Source organism: Streptomyces sp. NPDC087420 (genome assembly GCF_044744165.1).
GTDB lineage: Bacteria > Actinomycetota > Actinomycetes > Streptomycetales > Streptomycetaceae > Streptomyces.
The window spans coordinates 431,102-455,114 of the sequence record NZ_JBIUXU010000006.1 but is presented as its reverse complement, the minus strand read 5'-3'; the positions used below and the strand labels follow the sequence as shown (position 1 = coordinate 455,114).

Annotated in this window: 19 protein-coding genes; 9 read left to right on the top strand and 10 right to left on the bottom strand. The window is 72.8% G+C overall.

The genetic code is table 11. From position 1 onward, the window contains the following. Nucleotides 1-21 precede the first annotated feature (21 nt). The 3 genes from ACIO1C_RS15150 to ACIO1C_RS15140 form a co-directional block, all read right to left on the bottom strand. Nucleotides 22-1,806 carry an ABC transporter ATP-binding protein gene (locus ACIO1C_RS15150; RefSeq protein ID WP_401863033.1) on the bottom strand — a complete coding sequence of 595 codons (1,785 nt, stop codon included), beginning with the start codon at nucleotides 1,804-1,806 and terminating at the stop codon, nucleotides 22-24. Next, nucleotides 1,803-3,692, bottom strand: a complete 1,890-nt coding sequence (locus ACIO1C_RS15145) for an ABC transporter ATP-binding protein (RefSeq protein WP_401863030.1) — start codon at nucleotides 3,690-3,692, stop codon at nucleotides 1,803-1,805. The genes ACIO1C_RS15150 and ACIO1C_RS15145 overlap by 4 nt, the downstream gene beginning before the upstream one ends. Before the next feature lie 73 nt (nucleotides 3,693-3,765). Beyond that, nucleotides 3,766-4,992 carry a helix-turn-helix domain-containing protein gene (locus ACIO1C_RS15140; protein WP_401863027.1) on the bottom strand — a complete coding sequence of 409 codons (1,227 nt, stop codon included), beginning with the start codon at nucleotides 4,990-4,992 and terminating at the stop codon, nucleotides 3,766-3,768. Nucleotides 4,993-5,281: 289 nt separating this feature from the next. On the opposite strand from ACIO1C_RS15140, the gene ACIO1C_RS15135 reads away from it, so the two are divergent. The 5 genes from ACIO1C_RS15135 to ACIO1C_RS15115 all read left to right on the top strand — a co-directional run bounded on the left by ACIO1C_RS15135 (nucleotide 5,282) and on the right by ACIO1C_RS15115 (nucleotide 14,252). After that, nucleotides 5,282-6,181 (top strand): aminoglycoside phosphotransferase family protein, encoded by a 900-nt coding sequence (locus tag ACIO1C_RS15135; RefSeq protein WP_401863024.1) that lies wholly within the window; start codon nucleotides 5,282-5,284, stop codon nucleotides 6,179-6,181. 140 nt (nucleotides 6,182-6,321) lie between these two features. Next, complete coding sequence (locus ACIO1C_RS15130; RefSeq protein WP_401863022.1) at nucleotides 6,322-9,687, top strand: FtsX-like permease family protein; 3,366 nt, start codon at nucleotides 6,322-6,324, stop codon at nucleotides 9,685-9,687. 1 nt (nucleotide 9,688) lies between these two features. Then, complete coding sequence (locus ACIO1C_RS15125; RefSeq protein ID WP_401863019.1) at nucleotides 9,689-12,538, top strand: FtsX-like permease family protein; 2,850 nt, start codon at nucleotides 9,689-9,691, stop codon at nucleotides 12,536-12,538. Beyond that, nucleotides 12,535-13,509, top strand: a complete 975-nt coding sequence (locus ACIO1C_RS15120) for an ABC transporter ATP-binding protein (RefSeq protein WP_401863016.1) — start codon at nucleotides 12,535-12,537, stop codon at nucleotides 13,507-13,509. Before ACIO1C_RS15125 ends, ACIO1C_RS15120 begins: the two co-directional genes overlap by 4 nt. 62 nt (nucleotides 13,510-13,571) lie before the next feature. Beyond that, entirely contained in the window at nucleotides 13,572-14,252 is a 681-nt protein-coding gene (locus tag ACIO1C_RS15115; RefSeq protein ID WP_401863213.1) for an ABC transporter ATP-binding protein, read from the top strand. 66 nt (nucleotides 14,253-14,318) lie between these two features. On the opposite strand, the gene ACIO1C_RS15110 is transcribed toward ACIO1C_RS15115, so the two are convergent. Continuing rightward, nucleotides 14,319-15,731, bottom strand: coding sequence for a cytochrome P450 (locus ACIO1C_RS15110; RefSeq protein ID WP_401863014.1), 1,413 nt, complete (start codon nucleotides 15,729-15,731; stop codon nucleotides 14,319-14,321). Nucleotides 15,732-15,901: 170 nt separating this feature from the next. Here ACIO1C_RS15110 and ACIO1C_RS15105 point away from each other — a divergent pair, with 170 nt between their 5' ends. Both ACIO1C_RS15105 and ACIO1C_RS15100 read left to right on the top strand, forming a co-directional pair. Beyond that, the gene (locus tag ACIO1C_RS15105; RefSeq protein WP_167034923.1) at nucleotides 15,902-16,522 is read left to right on the top strand and encodes an L-threonylcarbamoyladenylate synthase; all 621 of its coding nucleotides are present in this window, start codon (nucleotides 15,902-15,904) and stop codon (nucleotides 16,520-16,522) included. Nucleotides 16,523-16,603: 81 nt separating this feature from the next. After that, nucleotides 16,604-16,777: a hypothetical protein gene (locus ACIO1C_RS15100; protein WP_401863011.1), complete on the top strand. Its 174-nt coding sequence runs from the start codon at nucleotides 16,604-16,606 to the stop codon at nucleotides 16,775-16,777. Nucleotides 16,778-16,786: 9 nt separating this feature from the next. Here the strand turns inward: ACIO1C_RS15100 and ACIO1C_RS15095 are convergent, their stop codons facing one another. After that, entirely contained in the window at nucleotides 16,787-17,617 is an 831-nt protein-coding gene (locus ACIO1C_RS15095) for a lipase family protein (RefSeq protein ID WP_401863009.1), read from the bottom strand. 210 nt (nucleotides 17,618-17,827) lie between these two features. On the opposite strand from ACIO1C_RS15095, the gene ACIO1C_RS15090 reads away from it, so the two are divergent. Then, the gene (locus ACIO1C_RS15090) at nucleotides 17,828-18,079 is read left to right on the top strand and encodes a hypothetical protein (RefSeq protein ID WP_401863006.1); all 252 of its coding nucleotides are present in this window, start codon (nucleotides 17,828-17,830) and stop codon (nucleotides 18,077-18,079) included. Between the two features lie 70 nt (nucleotides 18,080-18,149). On the opposite strand, the gene ACIO1C_RS15085 is transcribed toward ACIO1C_RS15090, so the two are convergent. From ACIO1C_RS15085 to ACIO1C_RS15065, 5 genes are all read right to left on the bottom strand, one after another. Next, entirely contained in the window at nucleotides 18,150-18,860 is a 711-nt protein-coding gene (locus ACIO1C_RS15085; RefSeq protein ID WP_401863004.1) for a 1,4-alpha-glucan branching protein, read from the bottom strand. 112 nt (nucleotides 18,861-18,972) lie between these two features. Then, nucleotides 18,973-19,524, bottom strand: a complete 552-nt coding sequence (locus ACIO1C_RS15080) for an EF-hand domain-containing protein (protein WP_401863002.1) — start codon at nucleotides 19,522-19,524, stop codon at nucleotides 18,973-18,975. Nucleotides 19,525-19,833: 309 nt separating this feature from the next. Next, the gene (locus tag ACIO1C_RS15075) at nucleotides 19,834-20,247 is read right to left on the bottom strand and encodes a CoA-binding protein (protein ID WP_401863211.1); all 414 of its coding nucleotides are present in this window, start codon (nucleotides 20,245-20,247) and stop codon (nucleotides 19,834-19,836) included. Nucleotides 20,248-20,326: 79 nt separating this feature from the next. Continuing rightward, nucleotides 20,327-21,376, bottom strand: a complete 1,050-nt coding sequence (locus ACIO1C_RS15070) for a sensor histidine kinase (RefSeq protein ID WP_401862999.1) — start codon at nucleotides 21,374-21,376, stop codon at nucleotides 20,327-20,329. Further along, complete coding sequence (locus tag ACIO1C_RS15065; protein WP_401862996.1) at nucleotides 21,373-22,047, bottom strand: response regulator; 675 nt, start codon at nucleotides 22,045-22,047, stop codon at nucleotides 21,373-21,375. Before ACIO1C_RS15065 ends, ACIO1C_RS15070 begins: the two co-directional genes overlap by 4 nt. 215 nt (nucleotides 22,048-22,262) lie before the next feature. Between ACIO1C_RS15065 and ACIO1C_RS15060 the strand changes: the two genes are divergently transcribed. Next, on the top strand, nucleotides 22,263-24,008 hold the full coding sequence (locus ACIO1C_RS15060; protein WP_401862993.1) for a SpoIIE family protein phosphatase: 1,746 nt from the start codon (nucleotides 22,263-22,265) through the stop codon (nucleotides 24,006-24,008). Nucleotides 24,009-24,013: the final 5 nt, after the last annotated feature.

The following is a 24,013-nucleotide window of genomic DNA, read 5'->3' as shown; positions in this document are numbered from 1 at the left end:
CGCTCTCTGGTTCCCGGAGTGTCAGCGGTAGCTACGCGCTTGCAGGGAGAACAGATCCGCGTAGAGGCCCTCCAGGGCGAGGAGTTCGGCGTGGGCTCCGCTCTGCACGACCGATCCGCCTTCCAGGACAACGATCTGATCGGCCATCAGAACAGTGGAGAAACGGTGCGACACGAACAGCGTGACGCCTCCCCGGCTGCCCACCTCCCGCGCCGAACCGGCGTACCGCTCGAACACGGCGTGTTCGGCTGTCGCGTCGAGGGCGGAGGCCGGTTCGTCGAGGACCTGGAGCAGCGGGTGCTCACGCAGCGCCGCGCGTGCCAGGCCGAGCGACTGCCACTGGCCGCCGGAGAGTTCGGCGCCGTCGGTGTAGCCGCGCCCGAGCGGTCCGTCGAGCCCGTCGGGGACCCGCCGCAGGACACCTCCGGCCCCGGCCTTCTCCACGGCCGACAGGAGCGCCCCGTCGTCGTCGAGCCGTGCGAGGTCGCCCACGCCCACGTTCTCGCGCAGGGTCAACTCGAAGCGCGCGAAGTCCTGGAACAGCGTCGACACCCTCGCCTTCCACTCCCGCGGGGACACGTCCTTGAGGTCCACGCCGTCGACCAGGATGCGGCCGGAGGTCGGCTGGTACAGCCCGCACAGCAGCTTGACGAGGGTGCTCTTGCCCGCGCCGTTCTCGCCGACCAGCGCGACGGTGCGGCCGGCCGGCAGGTCGAGAGTGATGTCCCGCAGCACCGGCCGGTCGGTCCCTGGATAGGTGAACGTGACCCCTTCGAGCCGGATGCCGCGGTGCAAGCGCTCGGGCACGGAGGCGGTGACGGGGCGGCTCACGGACGAACGGGTCGGCCAGGACCGCAGGGCTTCGAGGCGGCGTACGGTATGGCCCGCGGTCTGGAGGGTGGAGAGCATGCTCAGGGCGGCCGCGACCTGCCCGTTGATCTGTACGGCGACGGTGATCACCAGGACCACGTCACCGATGGTGACGGCGCCGTCGGCCGCTCTGCGGAGGACGAGGTAGATGGCGGCGAAACAGGTGAGGGTGAAGGCGATCTGGCCGAGGGCGCGCAGCGCGGCGCCGGACAGCTGGCCGCGCCCGATGCGTGCCGTGGCCTGCTCCCAACTGCGGTCGTGCAGCCGGACCAGGGCGTCCTCCGCGCCGAACAGCCGCGCCTCCTTGGCGGATTGGGACGAGGTGGCGACGTGCAGGAGGTGGCGGGCCCGGCGGTTGTGCTCGGCCGCCACCGCCTTCCCGTGGTCGACCCTCCGTTGTGCGTACCGGCCCATGACGACGGGGGCCAGGGCGCCGACGGGCAGCAACAGCAGCCATGGTTCGAGGGAGCCCAGGATCGCGGTGGTCAGGGCGAGTTGCACCGTGAGTGCGGCGATCTGGAGCAGGGCCTCGATGTAGGCCCGCATCTTCTGGATCTCCTCGCGTACGAGGATCATGGTGTCGGCGAACTCGGAGCTGTCGAGGTGCTCCACGCCGTCGGTGCCGTTGGTGTGGCTGATCAGTTCCGAGTTGATCCGCCACTCGGCCTGTTCGCCGAGTTCGAAGTAGTAGAGGTGGGCGAAGTGCCCCATCATCAGTTCGGCGACGAGCGCCAGGGCGACCACGCCGCCGATGACGAGCGCGGTGGACAGGTCGTCGGCGAGGAGGTGGTCGGTGAACGCGCGCAGGCTGAGCGCGATGGCCGGGGGCGCGAGATAGCCGATCGACAGCAGGACGACCGCTTTGAGGAACCGGCGGCGGTCGGTGCTCCAGGCGATCGTGAGCAGCCAGCGAGCGGTATGGGTGAGGTTTCTCATGGGGCCACGTCCGTCATCGTCTTCGGTGCCGGGGTCTCGTTCTCGTCGGTGAACCGCTCCGCCTGGAGGCGGAACATCTCGGCGTACCGCCCGCCGGCCGCGACCAGTTGGTCGTGGGTGCCGCGCTCCGCGACGCGCCCGTGTTCGAGGACGACGATCTGGTCGGCGCGGCGCACGGTCGAGAAACGGTGCGAGATGATCACGGTGGTCAGGTCACGGGTGAGATCGAGGAACTGGTCGAAGAACTCGACTTCGGCGCGTACGTCGAGCTGCGCGGTCGGTTCGTCGAGGACCATCACCGAGGCGCCCGCCCGCACGGCGTACAGGGCCCGTGCGAGGCCGATCCTCTGCCACTGCCCGCCGGAGAGGTCGTACCCTCCGCTGTACTGGCGTGACAGGACCGTGCGCAGACCGTCGGGAAGGCGGTCCAGGACGTCCTCGGCGCTCGCGCGCCGGGCGGCCTCACGGATCGCCTCGTCGGTGGCCTCCATCCGGGGTGCGCCCAGGGAGATGTTGTCCGCGGCGCTGAGTTCGTAGCGTACGTAGTCCTGGAAGATCACGGCGAGCCGCTGTTGCCAGTCACGCACCTCGATGTCCGTCAGGGGGTGGCCGTCGACCGTGATCCTGCCTTCGGTGGGGTCGTACAGCCGGGTGAGGAGCTTGACCAGGGTGGTCTTGCCCGCGCCGTTGAGGCCGACCACGGCGGTGGACCTGCCGACGGGCAGTTCCAGGTCGAGGCCGTCGATGACGGCGGGACCGCCGGGGTGGTAGCGGAAGCCGACGTTCTCGAACCGGATGGAGCGGCGGGGCAGTTCGCCGGCCGGGAGCGACCGGCTCGGCGCGAGGGCGGGCAGCGAGCGCGCGCCGTCGCGGAAGGCCCGCATCGAGTCGAGCGCGATCAGCCCGTACTGCGTCTGCACGTCGCTCTCGGGGAAGTACACGCCGAAGCGCATCAGGATGAGGACGGCCTGGAGGGCGATCCCCAGGTCCAGCAGGTTCAGCCCGCCGCCCGCGCCGGCGAAGGCCGTCCGCGTGACGACGACGGACGCGCCGGCCAGGCCGACGAGGGCGAGCACGACAAACGGCCGGCCCAGCAGCCGCCGTCTGCCCTGCCACATGGCTTCCAGGTACGCCATGGTGTCGCGCCGGTGCCGGGCGCGCATCCAGTCGATCAGTCCGAGCAGCCGGATCTCCTTGGCCGCGTGGGTGCCGGTCGCGAGGTCCCTGATGTACGTCGCCTTGCGCTTCCCGGCGGTGAGTCCGTCGTAGAAGTCGCCGAACGTGCCGAGGGAGCCTCGCTGGCCGAACCGGATGACCATGGCCGTCGCGCCGATCACGACGGCGGCGGCCGGGCCCAGCGCGTAGCCCACCAGCGCCACGGCGCCGATGAGTTGGATGTACCGCGCGACCAGGGCCAGACCGCCCGCCGCCGCGTCGCCCGGTGAGGCGGACGCGCGGTCGAAGGCCTCGCGCGCCACGTCGAGCCGGTCCAGCAGACGCTGGTCGTCGAGCGCCATGGCAGGCGCGTCCGCCAGGGCCGCGCGCATCAGCTCGCCGCGGCAGCGCTGGTCGACCTGGCGGACGACCAGCTCACCGGCCGCCGCCTGGAAGGGCAGCAGGGCCTGCTGTACACCGAAGGCGACACCCGCGATGACCAGGACGGTCAGCAGAGCGGCCCAGGAGCCGGCGTCCTCGCCGCCGACCGCGCGCGGCACCCGTTCGAGCAGCACGCTCATGGCGACCACGAACGTGATCGGCAGCAGACCGAGCACGACGTTGAGCGACAGCGTCAACGCCCGGGTGCCCGGGGGTACATGGCGCAGCAGTCCCACGATGGCCAGCCAGCGCCGCGTACGCCGGCGCGCCTCTCCGATCAGTCTTGTCACAGGATCGTCCCTCGGGTGGCCGGATCAGAAAGCCCCTCGGACGGCCTGGACGGCATCGACAACGGGGGGCGTCTCAGATGTTGCCATTCCTGGCAACATTTGGCAACCTTTGGGCGTTGTCGGTGTCGGGTAGGTCGGCGTCGTCCGCCCGCGGTGCCTTCCCGCCCAGTTCCTCGAGTTGCCGGCGGCCTTCCTTCTCGTACCCCTCCACGATCAGCAGCCGGCCGTCGAGGATGCCCGCCCGGAGCCGGTCCCGGTGGGTCAGCCGCATCTCGTCCCGGTGCAGTTCGTCCAGGTGCGCGCGTGCGTCCGCGAACCGTGCCTCCTCGAAGGCGAGATGAGCCCTCAGCGTCAGCAACTCCTGGTTGAGCAGCGGCGTCCCCACATAGCCCAGCGCGGATTCCGCCTCCTTCAGGCGCGCGGCGGCCGGACCGGTCAGCGGCGGGCCGCTCTGGAGGTACAGCGAGGCGGCGGCCAGCCGCAGGCGTGCCCACAGGGTCACGTCGGCACGGCTGTCGAGCCCTTGGACCGCCCGCTCGATGTGATCCCGCGCCGCTTCCTGGTGGCCCTGGCGGAACCGTACGGTCGCCGCCGACCAGAGCGCCTCGGCCCTGAGCGTGGTGCCACCGCACTCCCCGACCAGCCCGACCAACTCGTCCACGTGTGCGCGGGCTTCGGGCAGCCGCCCCTCCTCGGCCTCCGCGGACACGAGCGCCATCAGGGCGGCGGCGGTGTCCGGCAGGGACAGCCCGGCCTCCCGCGCCAGCCGGACGGCCTCGCCCGCCACGTCGACCGCCCGGCCCGTCTCACCCGTGGAGCGCAGACATCGTGCGAGAGAGGCCCAGACCCGGCACCGCAGCTCGGGTAACCCCAAGGTGTCGGCGAGCCGGTCCAGCTCCTCCAGGCAGGCGAGTTCCTCGGCGGTGTCGCCGCGCTTCCGCCAGCTGCGGGCGATCAGCCACAGCGCCCGCCAGCGCAGCAGCGGGTCCCCGCCGTCGGGCTTGCCGAGGGCGGCCAGGAGACCCTCCACGGCCTCGTCGCCGTCCGTGGAGGACGCGATGCTCAACGCCCGAGCCAGTGCCGTACCGCTCGGCGGCGCCTCAAGGACACGCCGGTCGACTCCCAGCCGCCGCGCCACGTAGGCGATGACGCGCTCGGTGGGCTGCCGCGCCCCTGATTCCAGGCGGGACAGATATCCGGTGGAGAGCTCGTCGCCCGCGAGAGCGGCTTGAGAAAGTCCACGCGCACGTCTCAGTTCTCTGACGCGGCGGCCGAAGAGCGGTTGTTCCATCATCTGCATCCCAATATTCAGGGTGCGCGACGGCGTTGACCCCATCAGATGAGAATTCCCGCGGCACCAAGGGGCACGATCCCGCCGGGAGCATAGCCAAGGTCCCATATGGCAGGCAACCACTTGCCCACGCTCCCACCTGGCAAGGAGTCTTTCTGGATCCCGGAACGAGCAGTTTCGGTTGCCAGGGAATGACAAGCAGTTGCCATCAGTGTCCCGCACCCCTTACCGTGACAGTCGTCCCACGACCGGCCGCCCGCCGCACGGAGCGGGCCCACCCGCAGGAGCTGAGCTGTTCTTGGCAACCGAGGAAATCGCGGACACCCTGCCCGCGATCAATGCCGCGCTGGTGAGGGACCTGGTCGACACGCAGTTCCCGCAATGGGCCGCGCTGCCGCTGGAGTTGCTCGATCCGGCCGGCTCGGACCATGTGATCCACCGGCTGGGTGAGGAGCTGTCCGTACGGCTCCCCCGCCACGCGGGGGCCATCGGGCAGGCCAGGAAGGAGTCGGAGTGGCTGCCCCGGCTCGCTCCGCGCCTGCCGCTGGCCGTTCCGGTGCCGGTGGCCGTCGGACAGCCCGGCTTCGGCTATCCGTGGCCGTGGGCGGTGTCCCGCTGGCTGGACGGCGAGGTCGCGACGGTCGGGGCGCTGGCCGACTCGTCGGCGGCCGCCGTCGAACTGGCGGGGTTCCTGACCGCCCTTCAGCAGTTCGCACCCCGCCCCGACCTGGTCGAAGGCTCCCGCGACGGCCTCACCGGCCGGCCGCTGGCCGACCGGGACCGCGCGACGCGGACCGCCATCGCGCGGGTCGGCGACACGTTCGACACCACTGCCACGACCGCGCTGTGGGACGCGGCGCTGAACGCCCCGGCATGGGACCGCCCCCCGGTCTGGTTCCACGGCGACTTCCACACCGGCAACCTGCTGACCGTCGGCGGCCGCCTCAGCGCGGTCATCGACTTCGGCGAACTCGGCATCGGCGACCCGGCCCGCGACCTGACCATCGCCTTCACCCTGATGTCGGCGGACAGCCGGGCCGCCTTCCGCGCCGCCCTCGACGTGGACGACGCCACCTGGACCCGGGGCCGCGGCTGGGCCCTGGCCACCGGGCTGAACGCGTACACCTCCTACGCGGCCACCCACCCCCGGATCGCGGCGCAGACCACCCGCCAGATCACGGCGGCACTGATCGGCTAGGGCGTGTCCGGCGGCACCAATCGGCCGGCAAGGCTCCCCCCGGGGGCGAGCACCGGCTCCGCCTGGCCGGAACGTACGTATGTTGTATTGTCCCTCAAATTGTGGTGCCCCCTCCCGGGGGCTGGGGAGTGGGGGGGCGGGTGACTGGGTTCGTTCTGTTCCGGATCAGGGCGCACCGGCTGCTGCTCGCCGCGGCGTTTCTGGCCGTCCTGCTCACCACGTGCGTACTGACCGCCCTCGTGGCGCTGTCCGGTTCCGTCGGTGACGCCTCGCTGCGGCACGCTCTGGCCCGCGACCAGGGGGCGTCGACCGCGCTGGTCGTCACCGCCCATCTGCCCGGGGAGAAGCTGGACGCGGCGCAGGCGGCCGTGGTCCGCGGGGCGCGGCAGACCTTCGACGGACTGCCGACGACGGTGCGCAGGCTGGAGCGGTCGGGTGCGTACGCCCTGCCCCGCGCCCTCCAGGATCCGGCCGCGGACTCCACGTACCCCGATCTGACCCACTTCGCGGCGCTCGACCCGTCCAAGGTCGAGCTGACGGCCGGGACGCTGCCCGGTCCCACGACAGGGACCGCCTCCACGGCACGCGGTGGTGAACCACTGCCCGTCGCTCTCCCCCAGCTCGCCGCCCAGCAGTTGGGACTGCGGCCGGGCGCGCTGCTGACGCTCACCGACCGGGTGTCCGACAAACCCCTGACCGTACGGCTCACCGGCCTGTACCGGCCCCTCGACCAGGGCGATCCGTACTGGACGCTGGACAGCCTCGACGGTCGCGGCGTGAGCCACCTCGTCTTCACCACGTACGGACCGCTCCTCGCCGATCCCTCGGTGCTGGCGTCAGGGCGCACCAGCCGCGGCGACACGGGCTGGCTCGTGACCGCCGACTTCGCCGGGACGGGCGTCGGGGAGATCGGCGCGCTGCGTAGGGCGGCCACCGACGGGATCGCGGCGCTCGGCAAGGATCCCGCGCTCGTCGGTTCGGTGGACGTACGCGGCGACCTGGCCACGGTCCTCACGCGGGCCGAGCGCGCGCTGCTGGTCTCCCGCTCCACCCTGATGATCGTCGCGCTCCAGCTCGTCCTGCTGGCCGCGTACGCCCTGCTCCTGGTGGCCCGGCTCCTGACCACGGAACGGACCGCCGAGACCCAACTCCTGCGGGCCCGGGGGGCGTCCAGGGGGCGGCTGGCGGGCCTCGCGTCGCTGGAGGCGCTGCTGCTCTCCCTCCCCGCGGCGGTGGGCGCGCCGCTGCTGGCGGGTCCGCTGGTGCGGCTGATGACCCGGGGGTCCGTCCTCGGCCGGCTGGACCTGACGCTCGGCGGTGTCCCGCGAGCGGACGTCTGGCTCACGGCGGTTCTGGTCGCGGCGTGCTGCGCGGCGGCGGTGCTGGTGCCCGCGCTCGCCGGTTCGGCAGGTGCCCTGGGCCGGGCCGCCTCGCTGCCCGCGCCGGTGCGCGCGGGCGCCGACGTGGGCCTGCTGCTGGTGGCGGCCGTGGCGCTCTGGCAGCTGGCCCGGCGGACGGGCGGCGCTCTCACCGGCGACCAGGACGGCAACCTCGGTATCGATCCACTGCTGGTGGCGGCGCCGGCGCTGGCGCTGCTGGCCGGAACCGTCCTCACCCTGCGGCTGCTGCCGCCCGCCGCACGCCTGGCGGAGCGGCTCGCGGCACGCGGGCGGGGGCTGTCGGCGGCGCTGGCGGGGTGGCAGTTCAGCCGCCGGCTGCTGGGCAGCGCGGGGTCGGTGCTGCTGCTGGTCCTGGCGGTGGCGACCGGGATGCTGGCCATCGGCCAGAACGCCTCCTGGGAGCGGTCGCAGAACGACCAGGCGGACTTCGGCGCGGGGACGTCGGTCCGGGTCCTGTCCCACCAGGTCGTCACGCCCGGGGAGGCCGGACGCTACGCCGAGCTGCCGGGCGTACGGGCGGCGGCTCCCGCCCACCGTACGACCACGGCCCTGTCGGACGGCCGCACCGCCACCGTACTGGCGCTGGACACCGAGGACGCGCGGGACCGGTTGCTCCTTCGGGAGGACCTGGCGGAGAAGCAGGCTGACCGGCTGCTCACACCGCTCCGGCCCCGGGACACACCGCGCCCCGGCATCCCCCTGCCCGTGGACACACGCCGGCTCACCCTCGACGTCAGGATCGGCCAGGACGCCACCGGCAGGGACAGTGCCCGGGCGCACTTCGCGCCCAGGGTCACGGTCCTCGTCGAGGACGGGTACGGCCTCCTCTACAGCCTGCCCGCCGGGGAGGTGCCCGCCGACGGACGCGTCCGTTCCCTCTCCCTCGACCTGGACACCGGCCCCGAACGCGGCTCCTTTCACGGCGCGTTGACCCTCACCGGTCTGCACGCGGACGGACCGGTGCCCCCCGGCGCGCGGAGCGGTCAGCGGCTGGATGTCGTACGGGTCGGAGTCACGGACCGGGCGGGCGCGGCCCGAACCGTCCCCGTACCGGGGGGACTTCGCTGGCGCGGTGCCGCGACGACAACCCAGGACGCGGTGCCGGGGAAGCCGGCGGCACTGCGGCCCACCGCGACCGGTGAGGCGCCCATGTCCGTGCCGTACCGCCTCCGTTCGAGCGTGGGCGCGGACACCCCGTACCCGCCGGCCGAAAGCCTGGAGCTGCGCGTCGACGCCGTACGGTCACCCGTCCCCCAGCTGGTTCCGGGGATCGCCACGGACGGGTTCCTGCGCGCCACCGGGGCCGAGGAGGGGCAGCGCGTCGACGTGACCCTGGCGGGTGAGCGGATACAGGTCACCCTCATCCGCGCGGTGCGACAGCTCCCCACCACCGCTCCGGACGACACGGTGACGGCGGGAGCGGCCTCTGCGGCGAAGGGGCCGCCGGAAGCCGGGAACAGCGCGGACGGTGGGGCGTTGCTGCTCGATCTCCGTACCGTCAACAAGGTGCTCGCGCAGCGGGACGGCGGTTCGCTCGTGCCGAACGAGTGGTGGCTGAGCACGGACCCCGGCGCCGCCGGTCAGGTCGCGAAGGCCCTCCGCGCCGGTCCCGACGTCGACCCGGCGGATGTGCTGGTACGTGACGAGGCCGCCGACGAGCTGTTCAACGACCCGCTGGGCGCCGGACCCTACTCCGCGCTGCTGGCCGTCGCCGTGGCCGCCGCCGCGCTCGCCGCGGTGGGATTCGCCGTCACGGTGGTGGGCACACTGCGGGAGCGTTCGGCGGAACTGGCCGTCCTGCACGCCCTGGGCACACCGCGGCGCAAGCTGGTGGTGGCGGTCGCCGCCGAGCACAGTGTGCTGGTGGGCATCGCCCTGCTGGTGGGGCTCGCCCTGGGCGCCGCCCTGACCAGGACGGTCGTCCCGCTCATCGTTCTGACGAGCCGCGCCACCGCCCCCCTGCCGCCCGTGCTGGTCCAACTGCCGCTCCCGCAGGTGGCTCTGCTGATCGCCGGGGTCGCCGCCCTCCCCCTGCTGACCGTCGCCGTCGTCGCCGCCCGCGCGGCCGACCCCGCCGTGACACTGCGCCACCGAGGGGCGAACTGACATGACCAGCCGTACAGGCGGCACAAAGCACGAGAAACGCCAGGAGGGACGGGCCGGGCGCCGCCGTGAGCGCCCCGTCGCCCCCTGGGTCAGGACCCGGCTGCGCACCGCGCCGGGAACGGCCCTTGTCCTCGCCCTTCTTGTTGTCCTGACCGCGTTCCTCGCCGCCGCCTTCCCCCGCACCGTCGACACGTACGAGACCCGGGGGCTGCGCGACGCCGTCGCCGAGGCGTCGCCCGAGCGCCGGGTGCTGAACTTCCACTCGCCCGAGCGTTCTTTCCAACTCCCCCTGTCCGCACGGGAGGAGAAGCTGCGGCCGAGCGGTGTGGACGCCGTACAGCGCGAGGTGTCCGGCCTGCTCGCCGATCCGCTCCGCGCGGACACGGGCCAGTCCGCCCGGGGGGTGAGGACCGGCAGGACCCTGACCGGGATCGACCCCTGGCTGCCGCGCCACGACGGACTGCTCCCGGAGTTCGCCCTGGCCGCGCAGGCCGGTCTGGCGGGCCACTCCACCGTCAGAGGCGGCCGGCTGCCGACCACCGACGGGCGGGTGACAGCGGCGACGAGGAACGTGGAGGCGGCGGTGTCGTCCGCCACGGCGACCACACTGCACCTCTCCGTCGGCACGGTGCTGCACGTCGGCAGGGCGGGCAGCCCGACCCTCACCGTCCGGATCACCGGCATCGTCGACCCGGTCCGGCCGTCGGGGAGCTACTGGACGGCGGACAGCCTGCTGCGGACGCCTCACCTCAGCAGCACCGGCGCCAAACCACCGCAGTTCTACTGGGAGGCGGCGCTGCTGCTCGCCCCCGGGGCGGCACCGGCCCTGCTGGGTACGGCGGGTGAGCCCGAGCGCTACTGGCGGGTCGCACCGGACACGAGCCGCCTCACCGGACCGGAGGTGAGCGCGCTGTCGGAGCGCATCGCCTCGCTCCAGGACGGACCGGCCCTGTCGCGCCTGAGGTCGGCCGCCGGGGCCAACGCCTCCCTGGACACCGATCTGGACGAGATCCTCCACGCGTACGAGTCGCTGCGCTCGGCGATCACCCCCGTGGTCGCCGTCGCGGCCATCGGGATCGGTACGGTCGCCGTGGTGGTCCTGGCGCTGGCCGGCGGCCTGTCCGCGAGCCGCCGCCACACCGAACTGGTGCTGGTACGGGCCCGGGGCGGCTCCCTCGGGGGCATCGGCGGCCGACTGCTGGCGGAGACGGCCGTGGTCACCCTGCCCGCCGCCGTGCTCGGGCTGCTGGTGGCCGTCCTCCTCGTGCCCGGGGGCCGGACGGGCCCGGCCGTGCTCGCCGCGACGGCGGTCGCCGTGGTGGCCTGCGCCGCGCTCCCCCTCCGCGCGGTGCTGACCCACCGCACGCCGCAGGTGTACGGGGAGCGCGACGACCTCGTGCGCGGCCGGCCGAGCAGGCGCCGTACCGTCGCCGAACTGACCTTGCTGGTCCTGGCCGTGGGCGCGGTCACGGCGCTGCGGCAGCGCGGCACCACCGACTCCGGGGACCATCTCGTCAGCGCCGCGCCCGTGCTGATCGGGCTGATCACGGCGACCGTGCTCGTCCGGCTGTACCCGCTGCCGCTGCGCCTGGCCGCGCGCCCGGCGACACGCTTGCGCGGCCCGGTCGGGTTCCTGTCGCTGGCGCGGGCCGGCCGCGCGCCGGCGACGGGGACGCTGACCCTGCTCGTCCTCATCATCGCGCTCAGCACGGCCGCCTTCGGGCAGGCGGTCCTCGCGGGCACGGCGGACGCGCGGGACCGGGCGGCGCTGCTCGCCGTCCGCGCCGACGCGCGGATCTCCTCGCCCAACGACACACTCGTGGTGCCTGCCGGTACGGAGCGTGCGGTCCGGGACGTTCCCGGAGTGCGGTCGGTGATCGCCGTACGCATGGAGCACCAGGTGAACGTGGGGGCGCGGTCCGGCAGTTCGAACCCCCTCCACGCGACCCTGGCCGGCGTGGATCCCGATCCGTACGCGGGGCTGGCGCGCGACACGGACCTGGGCGGCTTCCCCGCGGGTGTGCTGGGCGCGGACACACCGTCCGGGCCGTCCGGGGGCGGGGTCCTGCCGGTGGTCGTCTCGCCGGGAGTCGCCGACGCCCTCGGCCGTACCCCACGGAAGATCACCACCCTCGCGGGTGTTCTCACGGTACGGGTCGTCGCGGTCCGTTCGCGGACGCCCGCGACGGCCTCCTCGGAGTTCCTGCTGGTCGACCGTGCCGGATTGCCGCAGCGCACGGCGACCACCCTGCTGGTCTCCGGCGGCGGTCCGGACGGGACGGCTCTGGACGGGAAGGCCCTGCGGGCCGCGGTGCGCGCGTCCGGTGCGGAACAGTCCGTACAGCTGCGCGGCGACATCCGGGCGCGGCTGGTCGACTCGCCGCTCCAGACCGGCGCCAAGCTGATCTACCACGCCTCCATCCTGGCGGGCGGTTGTTACATCGTGGTCGCCCTGCTGCTCTCGCTGGTGCACACGACGCCCGAGCGTGTCTCCCTCCTGGCTCTCCTGCGCACCCTCGGCCTCACGTCCCGGCAGGGGCGGCGGCTGCTCGCACTGGAGGCCTTGCCACAGGCGGTACTCGCCGCCGCGGGCGGCGCGCTCGCGGGCTGGGCGACGATCCTGCTGATCGCGCCCGGCGTCGACGTGACCCGGCTCGCCCTCGCCGCCGCGCCCGGTCTGGCCACCGGCCTCACCGCCGCCGGTGGTGCCGCGCTGCGGCCCGAGCCCTGGTCCCTCGCGCTCTCCGCGCTGGCCGTGGTGGTGCTCACCGGTACGGTGACCGCGGTGCAGGCCCGGTGGGCGGCCCGCCAAGGATCCGCAGACCGACTCAGGACAGGGGACGCCCGATGACGGACACCACGCTCGCGGAACTGGAGCGGCGCGCGACCGCCCGCCGTGACGCGGTGCGCGACGACCACGACGCGCTGATCGCCTGTGACCGCCTCGTCCGGATCTTCGCCACCGACGGGGTGGAGGTGCAGGCGCTCCAGGGGCTCGATCTCCGCGTCGAGAAGGGCGACCTGATCGCTCTCGTCGGGGCGTCGGGCAGCGGCAAGTCCACCCTGATGAACATCCTCGCGGGCCTGGACGTGCCCACCGCGGGCGCGGCCCGGGTCGGCGGCCACAACCTCCTCGCCATGGACGCCAAGGCGCGGCTGGGCTACCGGCGCGACGTGGTGGGCTTTGTGTGGCAGCAGACCGCGCGCAACCTGCTCCCGTACCTGACTGCTTCTCAGAACATCGCCCTGCCGATGCAGTTGCGGGGCCGCTCCCGCAAGAAGGCCGAGCGGGTGGAGTCCCTGCTGTCCATGCTGGAGATCACCGAGTGCCGGGACCGCCGTCCGTACCAGCTGTCCGGCGGCCAGCAGCAGCGGGTGGCCATCGCGGTGGCCCTGGCCAACTCCCCCTCCGTGGTGCTCGCCGACGAGCCGACGGGAGAGCTGGACTCGGCCACCGGCGAGCAGGTCTTCGCCGCGTTCCGCCGCGCCAACGACGAGCTCGGCACCACGATCGTCATCGTCACCCATGACCAGGCCGTGGCGAGCGAGGTCCGGCGCACCGTCGCCATCCGTGACGGCCGCACCTCCTCCGAGGTGCTGCGCCGCACGGAGATCGACGCCGAGGGCAGGGAGTCGGTGGTGTCACGGGAGTACGCGATGCTGGACCGCGCGGGACGGCTCCAGCTGCCCGCCGACCATCTCGCCGCGCTGGGCATGAGACACCGGGTCGCGCTGGAACTCGAACGGGACCACATCGGCGTCTGGCCGTCCGACGAACCGGAGCAGCGCGCGTCCGGCGACACCACCGACGGGGGTATGTGATGGCCGAGGCATCCGATCCGCGCCCCGCCGGCGCTTCGGTGGAGACGCTGATCCACGACCCGATGGTGCGGGTCGAGGGGCTGCGGCGCTCGTACGGCACCGGCGAGAACGCCGTCCACGCCCTGCGGGGCGTCTCGTTCACGGTCGGGCGCGGCGAACTGGTCGCGCTGAAGGGCCGGTCGGGCTCCGGAAAGACCACCCTGCTCAACCTGATCGGCGGTCTGGACACCCCGGACGGCGGGAGTGTCACCGTCGACGGGGTGGGCCTGGCCGGGCTGAACGAGTCGGGGCTGCTGCGGCTGCGCCGCGACCGGATCGGTTTTGTCTTCCAGTCCTTCGGACTCATCCCGATCCTCACGGCGGCCGAGAACGTCGGCATACCCCTGCGCATACGCGGGTCGGACCCCCGCGAGCGTGAGGAGCGGGTGGCGCTGCTGCTCTCGCTCGTCGGCCTCGACGGACACGCCGCCCAGCGCCCCGGCGAGCTGTCCGGCGGCCAGCAGCAGCGGGTCGCGATCGCCCGCGCGCTCGCCAACCGGCCGGCGCTGCTGATCGCCGACGAGCCGACGGGCCAACTCGACGCGGAGACGGGCATGGTGGTGATGAACCTGATCCGGGCGGTGGTACGGAGCGAGGGCGTGACGGCGCTGGTGGCGACACACGACGCCCAGTGGCTCGGGCTGGCGGACCGCGTCCTGGAACTGAACGACGGCGACATCACCGAGGAGCACGGCCCCCGGTGACGGGCGCGCGGAACGCCGTGCGGGAGGAAAACCGGTGGTCGCCGGTGGTCGCGTCGGGCGGTACGCCTAGAACGCGTTCGGATCGATCGTCCCGGTGACCAGTCCCGCGAGGAACCGCCGTATCGAGGAGCCCTGGGCGAGCCGCGCCCCGTCCTTGTCCCGCTCCCCGGCCGCCTCCTGGCCGGCGGAGGGAATGGCCTCGCCCGCCTTGACCTCGTACCGTACGGGCAGCGCGCGCAGTCCCCGTACGAACGGTGAGGAGCGCCAGGGGAGTTGATCCTCCGGTACGGCGAGTTCGAGGTGCGCGAACCTCTCGAACAGGCGCTCAAGCGCCAGCGTGGTGAGGACGGTGGAGAGTTCACGGGCCGGACACTGGCGTGGGCCCGCGCCCCAGGACAGGTGCGCGCGGGTACTGGCCGCCCGGCCCGCCGAGGCACCGCCCGCGAAGCGCGGGTCGGCGTGGGTGGCGGCCGTGGCGATCCACACCGGTTCGCCCGCGCGGATGACGTACTCGCCCAACCGTTCGTCCTTCAGCGGGAATCGCGGGACGAAGTTGGCCAACGGCGGCTTCCTGAGGGCGACATGGTTGACGGCCTCGCGGATCATTCCGGCGGACAGGCTGGCGCGTGCGCGGCCGTCGCCGGTGATGATCTCGACCACGGCGTTGGTGATGAGGATGCTCGCGTGGTCCGAGATCATCCCCATGAGCATGGTGAGTTCGTGGGCCAGCTCCGAGGTGGTCAGGTGGGGTCGCGCGGCGAGCAGGTAGGAGGGGAAGTCCTCGCCCGGCCGGTTCCGCCTCTCCTCGCCGAGTCTGCCCATGGCGGCCAGGACCCGCGCGGACGCGGCGGACGCGTCCGGTCCCGCGTCGAGGATCCGCCAGATGTCCATGAGCGCCTCGTCGCCCTGGGAGCCGGAGGCGCCCAGCAGTTCGCCGGCGACCATCAGGGGCAGCGGGCGCGAGAACTGCGCGGCCAGGTCCGCCGTACCCGAACGGCCCGCTCGTACAAGGAGGGTGATGAGTTCGTCCGCCGTCCTGCGGATGTTGTCCCTGAGCCTGCGGGCCTGCGGATGGCCCGGGTCCTGGAACGGCTTGAGCGCCGCGTCCCAGGCGGCCCGGTACCGGGCGTGGTCGGAGCCGCCGCGCGCCATCAGGTTCTCGGCCGTCAGCGCGGGAGCGAGCGGCCAGTCGGCGGGGACCCTGCCTTCGTTGCGGGCCCGCCAGTGCCGCATGCCCTTGGGCCACCGCTCGTCGTTCTGGAGGACGTACAGGGCCTCCGGATAGCCGAGCACCAGCCAGACGGGCACACCCAGCAAATCCACGGGGGCCACGGCGCCGTGCCGGCGGCGCAGGCGCTCGTGCACCACCTCCGGGTGGTCCTGGTACTCGCGCCCGAGCAGGGGCTCCGGGCTCAGTGACTCCAGGGTGAGGGCCCCGTCGCCCGTCCCGCCGGCTCGTTCCACGTCTGTCTCTCCCACGGTGTTCCCACCACCCCGGTGGGGCCGCTGATCACACAGTGCTCCGAGGGGGCCACGCGGCCAAGCCCGGCGACGTAAAAACCTTGGCCAACCTTCGCGGCGGGCCGGTGGGCGGCGACGCACCCGGCCCGTCGGAGATCGTTCGCGGCGCGGGGCCTTAAGCTCGCCGGATGGCGAAGTATTTCGATGTGCACCCAGAGAACCCCCAGCGACGCACCATCAGCGGTGTGGCGGACAGCATCCGGTCCGGCGCGCTCATCGCGTACCCCACCGACTCCTGCTACGCCCTGGGGAGCCAGCTGGGCAGCCGTGACGGCATCGACCGCATCCGGTCGATCAGGAACCTCGACGATCGTCACCACTTCACCCTGGTGTGCCAGAACTTCGCGCAACTGGGTCAGTTCGTGCACATCGACAACGACGTGTTCCGCGCGATCAAGGCGGCGACGCCCGGCAGTTACACCTTCATCCTGCCCGCGACGAGGGAGGTGCCGCGTCAGTTGCTGCACCCGAAGAAGAAGACGGTCGGGGTCCGGATCCCCGACCATGTCGTCGCCCAGGCCCTCCTCGCCGAACTGGGTGAGCCGCTGCTCTCCAGCACCCTGCTCCTGCCCGACGAGGAGGAGCCGCTGACCCAGGGCTGGGAGATCAAGGAGCGGCTCGACCATGTGGTGGACGTCGTGATCGACTCGGGCGACTGCGGCACCGAGCCGACGACGGTCATCGACTTCTCGGGCGACGAGATGGAGATCGTACGGCGCGGGGCGGGCGACACCGCGCGGTTCGAGTAGCCGGGGCGAGTGGCTGCCGGGGGGGCAGGAGCCCGGCACCCCGTTACGGTGGTCACCACATCCCATCCGCAGGGGGCTGCCGTGAAAGCGTCGTTCTGGACCGTCCTCGCCGTCCTCCTCGCCGCCCTCGCGGTCGGCAGCTTCGCGTCGGCGGGCCCGGGGACCGACGGGCCCGGCGAGGTCGGTGACCTGGTCGTCACCGCCGTGCTCGCGGTCGGGGCGTGGGCGAGCTGGAAGATGCGGCGGCGGCGATGACCCCCGTGATCAGGCGGGCGTCTTCGGCAGGTTCTTCTCCAGGTTCTTCAGGTAGGCGCCCATGAAGTGGTCGCGGATCCCGTCCGAGGTGGGGGCCAGGAGGTCGGCGGTCAGGCCCTTGGCCCGGTCGCGCAGCCCGGTCAACAGCGGCATCCTGTGGTGCAGTTCACCGTCGGCGTCGAAGTACCGGATGGCCTCGACGTGGGTGAACACCGGCTCCGGCGGGACCTGGGGCACGATGTCGTTGTTGTTGACGAACCGGTAGGTGCGGTTCTTGAGCGCGGTGTTGTGCGCGGCGGCCAGCAGGCGGTCGCAGGTGCGGGGCTGCCCGTACGTGTAGATGCCCTGCGGTACGACTCCGGGCCGGTCGAGGCACAGCCGGGTGCCGGCCAGCATGGCCAGCGCGCCGCCGAGACTGTGCCCGGTGAACCACACACTCTGCCCGTCGGCGCCGAACTCGGCCACGGTGTCGCGCACTTCGGGGTAGACCGAGGCGAGCGCCTGGTGGAAGCCGAAGTGCACGAAGCCCTTGCCGCCGGGGCCGGGGACGGGCGGGGTGCTGGTGTCGGAGAGCCAGTCCTTGATCTGCGTCGGCTCGGTGCCCCGGAACGCGACCACCACCATCCGGTCGCTGCCCGCCACGTAGGCCTGCGTGTCCTCCAGCGGGAAGGGCAGGGCGTGCGGCGACACGAAGTGCCGGAACCGGTCGAACCCCCAGGCGGCCGTCTCCTCCCGCGCCGCGTCGGCGTCGCTGTACGCCAGCTCGGCGGCTCTGGCCAGCCAGTACGCGTGCGTCAGGTCGTACCGGGTGACGGAATGGTCGATGGGGGTGATGGGCATGGGGCCTCCTGTGACTCGGCCGGGCGGGGCAGCTTGACGACGATGATCATCAGCCACGGGAGACGCGCCCGCACAGCGCGGCTCCACCCGATCGGTCGGCGCGCGGGAGCCCGCCGGGGCCACGGCCGCACGCCCTTCGTCCGCCCTCGCCGGGTCTCGGAGTGGACGGCTGCCGTCCGTCCGCCGGACGCCGGCTGAGAAGGTGCGCGTATGAGACTTCTTCCTTTCGCCACGGTCGACGCCGCCACGGTGGCGGGGTGGCCGACGTCGGCCGCAGAGGTCGCGATGTGGTGCGGGCGGCGGGAGTTCCCGGTGTCCCCGGGGACGGTCGACGGCTGGCAGCGGGACGACGACGTACAGGCTCACCTGCCGGTCGAGGCGAGCCTCGCCGAGGGCTGGAACGCCGCCCAGCCGGTCGCCTATGTGTGGCTGCGGCACGACGCGGCGGGTGCGGGTGGCTGAGCGGTCCGCGCGACCCGTACGCCGACAACAGCACCCGCGGCGCGCGACCCCCACGTCGTGAGCGTCCGCCTCAGGGCGACGGCCGCGTGCAGACAACGGCGAAGAGGTTCCGTGCCGTGGTGCCGTCCGGGAGGAGCCATTCGGCGGAGACGTACCCCAGCGGTTGTTCCGCGCGGGCGGCCACGTCACCCTCGCCCGGGCGCAGGACACGGTTCACCTGGACGGTCAGCTCGGCGTCCGGGCGGGTCCGTGGCCCGTCGGCGCCGGCGCCGGCGCCGGTCCGTACGAGGAGACGCGTACCGTACGTCCCGTCCGTCACGCTCGTGGACCTGATCGCCCCCAGCTCACCGCTCCCCCCGAAGAAGGTGGTGACCGTCGGGTCGGGGGTCTGGCTCACGCTCTGGTCCTGCGCCCGCGCCTCGCCCCGCACAAGGGCGAGCAGTTGGGCGACCACCACCGGGTCGTGGGTCCCGTCGTAGACCCATCGCCGTCCCAGCACCTCGTGCTCGGTGGTGCCGACGAGCGCGTGGTCCGCGCCGTCGAGCGGCGCGTCGCGATAGCTGAGCGGCACCTGGTACGAGACCGGCTCGTCGCCGGACCAGTCCGTCACCACGATGAACTCGATGCCGACCGCGCCGTCCGGGTCGTCGAGCCGGAAGCCGCCCACCTTGGCCAGTTCCGCCTCGTCGCCCTTGCCGACGTACCACGGCTGTCTGGGCAGCCACCCGGCGAGCAGCTCCAGCTTGCCGGGTTTCAGTGTGACGTGGTGGATGATCGCCATGCCTGATCTCGCTTCCCCTGAGCCGCGCGGGCCTCGCGATCATCTCACCGCACCCCGGGTCCTGCCGAACGATTTATCCCGGGGCCCGCGCGGCGGCCCGGTCAGGGGCGGTTCACCGGTCCGACCGGTCGGGGACCCGGCCGCAGAGCAGGTTGCCCGGCTCCGCCGGATCGTCGCTCATCCAGAACTGGCGCCACAGCAGGGCGAATTCCTCGCGGCTGAGATGCCCGTCGCCGTTCAGGTCGAGGAGCTCGAAGACGCCCGTCATGTCCACGGGCCGACCGTTCCAGGTCTCGACCAGCCGGCGGTGTTCCTCCGGAGAGATCACGCCGTCGCCGTTGGCGTCCACGGCGTCGAAGACGGTCTCGGCGGTCGCGGTGACATCCGCGACCATGGCGGGCAACTTGTCCACGAGGGCGAGCAGTTCGCCCATGTCGATGGCGCCGTCCCCGTTCGTGTCCCCGGTCTCCAGCAGCGCCGCCCACCATCCCATCAGCAGCGTCTCCACCCGGGCGCGCAGTTCCGTCCCCGGGTCCACTCCCGGAAGGCGGTTCCAGCGGGCGACCAGCGCCCTGAAGTCCTCCTCGCGCAGGTAGCCGTCGCTGTCCGCGTCGAACGCGGCGAACATCGTCCTGAGCTTGCGCTCCTGAAACGTACTGGCCATGAGCGGCCTCCCTCTCGGCGCGGAACCGGTCCACGAACCAGCGGCCACACCGCCGTCCCGCGAGGGACAACGGCGTCCGACTAACTGCTTGTCAGCCTAGGCCGAGAGGTGCCCCCACCCCCACGGGCACATGTGCGCGAAAGGTCACCCACAGGAGGAGGACTGCCCCGGGGATCCCGCAGGTGCGACAATGAACGAAGGCCACCGCGTGTTCGTGGAGGGACCGCACATCTCTCCAATAACACACGGTGGCCGCCCCCTCTGTCACAGCTGCGACCGGTCAGGTGGAGACCGGCCGGGCGGAGACCGTCAGAGCAGTTCGAGCCTGGTGATCTCCCGTCCCGCCGACCGGTCCATCACCATCCGCAGTCCGGCCGCCCGCGTCCTGTCGTACGCGGCCTCGTCCGTGACGCCCAGCTGGAACCAGACCGCCTTGGCCCCGAGCGCCACCGCCTGGTCGGCGACATCGCCCGCCAGGTCGGAGTTGACGAACACGTTCACCACGTCCACCGGGAACGGGATCTCCGCGAGCGAGGCGTACCCCTGCTCGCCCGCCACCGCCTCGGCCTTGGGGTGCACGGGCACCACCCTCTTGCCGATGCGCCGCAGCTTGTCGGCCACCCGATAGGCGGCCCGTTCCTCGTTGTTGGACAGGCCGACCACGGCCCAGGTGTCCCCCGTTCCGGTAAGAATGTCTCTTATCGTCTCATCATCGCCATAGATCGTCATGCGGGTTCAACGTCGGCGGCGGCGACGGCGTTCCAGAACCCGGCAGGCGGATCCGCGCCCCTCCGGGGCCCGCCTACCGCCGGTGGAGCCGGACGCCGATGCCGCGGATCGGGACCTTCAGGGTGACGGTGGTGCCTTCCCCGGGTGTCGACCGCACCGTGAGGTGCGCGTCCAGGAGGTCGGCGCGCTCACGCATGGCCGCCACGCCCATGCCGCCGCCGGAGCCGGTCGTACGGGGCGGGGCGCGGAGGGCCGCCGCGGCGGCGGGCGTCAGGCCGTCGCCGTCGTCGGTGACCTTCGTGGAGAGGGAGTGGCTGTCGTTGTCCAGGTCGACTTGGATCCGGGTCGGCCGGGCGTGCTTGACGGCGTTGGTCACCGCCTCCTGCACGATGCGGTAGACGTGGGCCTGCGCCTCGGGGCTCAGTTTCGCGCCGAGTTGGTCCCACCGCGTCCCCACGCGCAGTTCGGTGTCGATGCCGAAGTTGTCCGACGTACTCCGGCACAGCGCCTCCAGGGCCGGGCGCAGGCCGAGTTGGTCGAGGGCGACCGGGCGCAGTTCGGCGATGAGGTGGCGCAACGAGGTGATCTGGTTGCCGACCAGGCGCCGCGCCTGGTCGATGGCTTCCTTCATGGCGCCGGGGCGGTCGCTCGCGGACGCCGAGGTGAGCACGATCTGCACGGCGCCCAGTTCCTGGAGGGTGTCGTCGTGCAGTTCGCGGGCCCAGTGCCGCCGCTCCCGTTCCTCCCCGTCCCGGCGGGCCTGGATCCACTCCCGGTCGAGGCTGCGGTGGCGCAGGGCGGACCGGCGTCCTATCGCCGCGGCGAAGGCGATCAGGGTGAGGGGGACGAGGTGCAGACCGTTGAGCAGGGGCGCCTCGACCATACGGACCAGGAGCGCGACGGCGATCACGTACGAGATCCCGCTGATGACCGCGAGCCAGGGCCGCCGGGCTTCGGGGCTCAGCACCGCGGCCGCCAGGAAGGACGTGCCGGCGGCGAGGCAGAGCGCGAATTCGACGGTCAGCGAGTGATGGGCGACCTCGAACGCGAGCGTGATCAGGAGCAGGAACGAACCGGCCGCCTCGGCGACCGTGCCGGCCCGTGCCCGCGACAGGTGGATCATGCCAGCAGCCCACGCTCACGGGCCGCGGTGACCAGGTCCGCCTTGGTCTCGGCCCCCAGCTTCTCCCGGATCCTGGCGCGGTGCGTCTCCACCGTCCGTACGGACACGTGCTCGTGCCAGGCGATTTCCTGGTTGGTGTGGCCCTGGGCGAGCAGGGACAGCACCTCCACCTCGCGCGCCGTCAGGGCGCCGTCGTGCCCCGTGCCGGGGAGGTCGGGGCCGGTGACGGCCAGGCGGGCGCCCAGCGAGGGCTGTACGTACGTGTCTCCCGCGCCGACCTGGCGGGCGGCCCCCAGAAGCTCCTCGGCGGCCGCCTCCTTCAGCAGGTAGCCGGTGGCCCCGGCGCGCAGCGCCTCGCGGGCGAACGCGGGATCCTCCTGCATGGTGAGGACGAGGATGCGGGTACGGGGTGAGGCGGCCAGCAGGTCGGGGATCGACCCCAGGCTGGACTGCCTGGCCAGGGTCAGGTCGAGGACCAGGACGGAGGGGTGGTGCCGGGCCACGGCCGCGAAGGTTTCCGGCAGCGTGGCGCTCTCCGCGACGATCTCGAACGCGGGGTCCTGGGCCAGGAGGAGCCGCATGCCCGCGCGGACCACGAGGTGGTCGTCCGCGAGCACCACGCTCAGGCGTGGCGACGGATTCCCACCGGTGACGCGGTCGACGTCGTCCATGCCCCAACCGTAGATCGCGGGACCGCTCCACGAGAACTCGGCGATCAAGGATGCGGGGAACCCGCACCGGCCGTGCGGTGACCGTGCGGGCCGGCGGGGACAAGCCCGCACCCGGCGGCACGGAAGGCGGAAAAAAGCGTGCGGGGCAGTGCCGACGCCGCGGGGCCGCCCGGGCGGCAGGCTCGTAGGTGACAGGTTCGGCATCTCCTCCCAGGATGAACACGATGACCTCCCGCCCCACCGCCCGCAGGACCGCGGTCCCGTCCGCGCTCTCCTCCCCGACCCCCTCGGCAGTCCTCTCCCGGAAACTCTTCCAGGCGGCCCAGAACCTCACGGGCGCCGCGGTCCCCACGCTGGCCGACGCGTCCTCCGTGGACGTGCTCGAACAGCTGCTGCGCGGTGAGGTGCCGCCGCCCGGACCCGTGCACGGGAGCGAACAGTTCCGGTGCGCGGCCTTCGCCACCACACGGGAGGACGTCGCCCGGAGCGCGTACGCGGTGGGCGGGACGAGCCACGTCCCGCACGCGACGCCGTTCCGGCAGAGCCTGTCCGATCTGCGTCCGCGCCTGATCCGCCATCTGAGCCACAGCAGCCGGTGGCTCGCCCGCGACCCGGGGCGCGCACGCCTGATCCGCGAGGCGGGGGCCCATTCCCTGATCGTCCTTCCGCTGACGGTCCGGGGCGTGGTCCTCGGCCTGTTCGTCCTGTACCGGCTGGCCGGGTCGAACCCGTTCGGCGAGGACAGCCTCCAGGAGGCCGCGCGGCTCGCGAACCGCGCCGCGCTGACCCTGGACACCGTCCGCCGCCGGATCGAGGAGGACGCGCTCGCCCGGCTCCTGCGCCACTCCCCCGAGGCGGAGGAACCGCCGGCGGTCAGCGCGCTCGAAGCGGCCCACGGACGCGGGCCGGCCGAGGCCTCCGCCGCGCATTGGTACGACGTGCTCCCGCTGTCCGGCGCGCGGGTGGCCCTGGTGGTGGGCACGGCGACGGGGCGGGGGGTGCCCGCCGCGGTCGCCATGCACCAGCTCAGAGCGGTGATCACCGCGCTGTCGGCACTCGACCTGCCGCCCGACGAGCTGTTGGCCCGCCTGGACGACGTCGTGACGCGCCTGGACCGGCGGCGGCCTGCCCCGTACCGGCAGCCCCTGGACCGCAACCAGCCCGGTACGAGCTGCCTCTACGTGATCTACGACCCCACCACCGAGCGCTGCGTCGCGGCCCGGGCGGGCGATCCGTCGGTCCTGGTCGCCGACCCGGACGGCGAGGTCACCACCCCGCGCCTCGCTCCGCACAGCGCCCTCGGAACGGGCGACGAGCCCTTCGAGACCACCGAGTTCGAGACGCCGGCGGGGAGCACCCTGCTGCTGAGGGGTGGCAGCACCGGTATCCGAGAACAACACGAACCGCACCCGCCGCAGTGCGCCGGCGCCGACGACGACGCCGACGACCCGACCACGGAACGGCTCCGGGAAGCCATGATCCACTCCGCACCGCACCTGCCCCGACTCGCCGACCGCGTCCTGCGCCACCTGCCTCTCGACCGGAGGCCTCCCGTCCTGCTGGCCCGTACCAGGGCCCTGGACCCCGAGGATGTCGCCGCCGTGACCCTGCCGCCGGACCCCGCCACCGTCTCCACGGCCCGCGCCTGGGCCGGCCGCCAGCTGGCGGCGTGGCTGCTGGACGACCTCGCGTACGACACCGCCCTGGTGGTCAGCGAACTGGTGACGAACGCCGTCCGCTACTCCGGCGGGCCCATCGGTCTGCGTCTGATCCGCGACGAGCGCGTACTGATCTGTGAGGTCTCCGACACCAGCGGGGCGGGCCCGCACCCGTACCGTCCGCGCGCGACCGACGAGGGCGGGCGGGGCCTGACGATCGTCGGCCGGCTCACCCAGCACCAGGGCACCCGGTACACGTCCTCGGGCAAGACGGTCTGGACCGAACAGTCCCTGCCGGAGTGAGTCCG